Genomic DNA, 4,378 nt, shown 5'->3' on the forward strand with positions numbered 1-4,378 from the left:
ATAAAAATGAATCTAAATGGAATGAGCCCAGTGGGATACCGAGCTCATTATGTCAAATCTATTGTTTAATTTTGTCCAATAAAATGGGTGCACCTCAAGTATCGCGTCTCTACAGTCCAATGTCCAGCGTCCAACGTCTAAAGTCTAATGATCATATCCCCCAATACTTCCTATCTTCCGGAACATCCACATCCCTGAATTTATCTGAAAAATGAACGATCTCACAGAGCATGGGATTCTGGCGCCAAAATTTACCTAATCCTTGATCGCCACTCCAATGATTAAATAAAGGTCGTAAAGCTTGCGGAATTAATACTGGAGGAGAATTAACTCCTTGAAATGAGGCCACAATGGCTCGATATGGATTTGCCAACGACGTTAAGTTCTTGAGATGAGAAGTTGTCAGAAAGGGTAAGTCACATAACAAAACCAATACATCGCGCGAAATATCCACGGCTTTAAGTCCGACTGCAAGCGACTCCCCCATCCCTTTTTCCCAATGTTCCACCTGAACAAAAGTCAAGTTTGGAAACTCCTTTTGTAAATTTTCTATAATTAGAATAGATTGATCAACTTCAGCCCCAAGGCAAACTGAAACCTCTTGACATACCGAAAACGCGAGACGGATCGATCGCTCTAACAGGCTTTGGCCTTGATAAACTAATAGTTGTTTCGCTTCCCCTAATCGAGAAGAGGCCCCTGCGGCCAGAATTAATCCTTCCATTTAAATCGAACTTAAATCTAATGGCAACGTGCGGACACGTTTACCTGTGGCTAAGAAAATCGCATTGCACAAAGCAGGCGCGACAGGAGGTAAACCAGGTTCCCCTACTCCACCAGGTTCTTCCTCATTTTGCATGACATGAATAACCGCATCCGGAATTTCGCCTTGTCGGAGCACCGCATAATCATGAAAATTACTTTGCTCAATCACGCCATGATTCCGGGTAATTTCATTTTTGATGGTAGCCGAAAGTCCATAGACCAAATTACTTTGCATTTGGGCAACAATATTATCGGGGTTAACAGCAAAACCACAATCGATCACCGCGTAGATTTGATTAATCTTGACACTTGTTCCCTGTTTTTCTACTACAAATGCATGTGCAGCGATACTGGCAAAAGAACTGGCAATCGCGATACCAATGGATTTACCCGTTTTGCGTTTGGCCCGATAATCAGAAATTTCAGCCAACTTATTCAGTACGGCCACAAAACGAGGTGAGTCTTTCAATAAATGTAAACGTAGGTCAAGCGGATCTTTTTCGCCTTCATGGGCTAATTCATCCATGAAACATTCCTGAGCAAAAACATTGGTCGATGCATATACAGAACGCCACCATAAAATAGGCATCTGCGGATCAACCCAATTAAATGAATTACGACGCGCAGGAAATGCATACGGACTATCCTCAATGCTAATGCCCTCTCCCGCCCACGGATCTATTTTCCCACGCATATCGGCCTTGAAAACATTGGCCATAATCGACGCACCATTTAACCGATGTTCAAAAGCCAATACATTTCCTTGATTATCAATTCCACCTTGCATAGCCGAAATCATTCCCGGACGGAATGGTCCTTGTTGGATATCTTCCTCCCGCGTCCAAATCACTTTTACAGGGGCATTCACTTGACGTGAAATATGAGCCGCTTCTAATACATAGTCATAATAGGCTTTCCGACCGAACGCCCCTCCTAAAAAGGTGACATTGATTTTAACATGTTCTGGCTTCATTCCTAAATAACCTGCCAATTCAGTAACCAAACTATCAGGTCCCTGAACAGGAGCCCAAACTTCTACTTTTCCATCCTGCACATAAACCGTTGCATTGCAAGGTTCCATGGGAGCATGCGCCATAAAGGGCGTTTGATAGGTTGCCTGGATTTTATAGTCCGATAACTGCAATGCTTTGGCAAAATCTCCTACAGCTGCATCTTTATAGGTTGCACCCTCAGATTGTGCTTTAGCTTTGGCAGCATTAAAATATTGCGAAGTAGCACTTTCCGCGGCTCCCTCGGAAGACCAAGAAGCCAATACCAGTTTCTTTCCCTTCAAAGCTGCCCAATAGGATTCCGCCACCACAGCAATGGCTTCCGACTTTGCACGAGCCTTTTGATTTAATTCAACATCGGGTGAAAACGGACCATGGTAAAAATTACGCTCGGTCTTCAAAACAAATCGAACCCCTTTAACACCCATGGCTTTGTCGGCACTGAAGCTTTTAACCTTACCATAAATCGTAGGGGAATGCACAATGCTCGCATATAACATCCCTGGTAATTTAACGTCCATACCAAAAATGGCTGTTCCGTCAACCTTGGAGGTAACATCCGGACGGAATGATTTCTTGCCCAATTGCGTAAACTCACTCCATGTTTTTAATCGCGGCTTTTGTGGGACCGGCAATTTGGATGCTTCTTCGACTAACTCGCCATAGGAAAGCTTGGCATTGGAAACACGATTAATGATAAACCCGTCTTTGGCATAACAATCTGTGATGGAAACTTTCCAACGGTTCGCACCGGCTTGCAAAAGCATTTCTTTCACAGCCGCCCCAGCAGTTCGCATGGGAATCCAACGAGTGCGTACGGATGAGGATCCTCCCGACAGTTGGGACCCAAAACGAGCCGAACCATCCGTCATTTGAATATCTATCTTATCTAATGGAATCTCTAATTCCTCGGCAATCAACATCGGCAAAGATTGATAGGTACCCTGTCCCATATCAGGCCGCGGATTAAATATGGTAACCTTGCCCGCCTCATTGATAATGATGTAAGGATTAATTTCTACACCGAGTGCGGTTACTTTTTGTAAGGTTTTTGCTTTACCTGTAACGGAAAAACCTAGGGCTAGGATGAAGGCCGACTGCCCTCCGATGCGAATAAAATCACGTCTTGATGTGTTCATGTCCTTAGGCTTTTTTAGATTTTTGAATTTTAGCAGCTGCTGCATGGATGGCTTGGCGCATGCGGGGATAGGTGCCGCACCGACAAATATTTCCTGCCATGGCATTATCAATATCTTCATCGCTTGGAGTAGCATTCGAGGCTAATAAAGCGGAAGCGGCCAGTATTTGACCTGATTGACAATAGCCGCATTGTGGGACCTGAGCTTCGATCCAAGCTTCTTGGACCGCATTACCTGCAGATAAGCCTTCGATGGTTGTTACTTTGTCTGTTAATTTAACCGTCGACACGGGCGTTGAACACGAACGAATCGGTTGGCCATTTAAAAGTACCGTACATGCGCCACATAAACCCATACCACAACCAAACTTCGTTCCTGTGTATCCTATTTCTTCACGAATGACCCATAAAAGTGGGGTATCTGAATCCACATCGACGCGATGCTTCTTGGCATTAATCGTTAGTTGGTAAGTAGGCATAGTCCATTTTTTAATACTCATAAATTTACAATAAAATTTAATTTATCCACTTAGGGTTCTATTTTTGCCAAATGCTCCAACCGAAAGAAATTGAGTTTATCGCGAATAACGGCCAGAGGTCCCCGTCGGCCATCGCTTTAGATACACGTAAATTCCCTGAGCTTGATATCAAAAAATTAGCTCATCAAATTCAGGCGCGCCAGAAATTGGCAACTAAATTACCGAGCTGGGTAGCTGAAAAAAAGGTCTTTTTCCCTACTTCTATTTCACTCGAACAATCATCCTCAGAAAGCACGGCCAAATACAAGGCTTCTTTGGTTTCTGGTCGGCTGATTGATATCACAGGTGGAATGGGCGTGGACAGTTGGGCCTTTGCACAAACATGTACGCAGGTGACTTATGTAGAAATGCAGGAGGAATTAGCAGCTATCACAAAATATAATCATGAGGTACTTGGTGTTAAAAACATGGCTCATTTTGCCAAAAACGGGCTAGATGCATTAAATGAAGTTGAAATCGATTGGATTTATGTGGATCCTGCACGGCGAAATGCGCTAGGAGAAAAAGTTATATTGTTTAGAGATTGCCAACCGAACGTTTTGGATGTCATTGCGCAGCATCCTACAAAAAAGATACTCGTTAAGACGAGTCCGGTTTTGGATATCAGTCGGGCCGTTCACGAATTAGGCGGTGTCAGCCAAGTTTATGTTGTCAGTACAAAGCAAGAAGTCAAGGAGTTGTTGTTTGTGAAAGCGGGAAATGAATCGCTGGACCCGAAGATTAGCATCATCGAAGAAGGTCAAACCATTTTTGAGGGCACGCAGATGGTAGAGCGAAACGCTGAGAATCTTATTGGAAGCCTAAAACGATATGTTTACGAGGCACACCCCGGCGTGATGAAGGCAGGATTTTTCAAGTCGGTGCTACAAAAAGACCTCATTCAATTAGGTCAACATACACATTTATATAGTTCTGAAATTATCATT

4 protein-coding genes are annotated in these 4,378 nt (G+C 43.6%); 1 reads left to right on the forward strand and 3 read right to left on the reverse strand.

Features of this window, described 5'->3' with window-relative positions:
- Positions 1-151: 151 nt before the first annotated feature.
- Genes ACIQ6T_RS11200 through ACIQ6T_RS11210 form a run of 3 tightly spaced genes read right to left on the reverse strand, consistent with a single transcriptional unit; the run spans position 152 to position 3,392 of the window.
- Positions 152-724, reverse strand: a complete 573-nt coding sequence (locus ACIQ6T_RS11200) for an NTP transferase domain-containing protein (protein ID WP_395786414.1) — start codon at positions 722-724, stop codon at positions 152-154.
- The gene (locus ACIQ6T_RS11205) at positions 725-2,914 is read right to left on the reverse strand and encodes a molybdopterin cofactor-binding domain-containing protein (RefSeq protein WP_395786416.1); all 2,190 of its coding nucleotides are present in this window, start codon (positions 2,912-2,914) and stop codon (positions 725-727) included.
- Between the two features lie 4 nt (positions 2,915-2,918).
- A complete protein-coding gene (locus ACIQ6T_RS11210; RefSeq protein ID WP_395786420.1) occupies positions 2,919-3,392 on the reverse strand; it encodes a (2Fe-2S)-binding protein in 474 nt (157 codons plus the stop codon).
- A 71-nt stretch (positions 3,393-3,463) separates the two neighbouring features.
- Between ACIQ6T_RS11210 and ACIQ6T_RS11215 the strand changes: the two genes are divergently transcribed.
- The coding region (locus tag ACIQ6T_RS11215) for an SAM-dependent methyltransferase (protein WP_395786418.1) at positions 3,464-4,378 on the forward strand (915 nt) is incomplete at its 3' end.

It is taken from the genome of Aquirufa sp. (assembly GCF_044377215.1).
Lineage (GTDB): Bacteria > Bacteroidota > Bacteroidia > Cytophagales > Spirosomataceae > Aquirufa.

What these genes read in the sequence shown, in the direction of transcription:
- ACIQ6T_RS11200 (WP_395786414.1), bottom strand. Translation starts at nt 724, where the DNA reads ATGGAAGGATTAATTCTGGCCGCAGGGGCCTCTTCTCGATTAGGGGAA.
- ACIQ6T_RS11205 (WP_395786416.1), bottom strand. Translation starts at nt 2,914, where the DNA reads ATGAACACATCAAGACGTGATTTTATTCGCATCGGAGGGCAGTCGGCC.
- ACIQ6T_RS11210 (WP_395786420.1), bottom strand. Translation starts at nt 3,392, where the DNA reads ATGCCTACTTACCAACTAACGATTAATGCCAAGAAGCATCGCGTCGAT.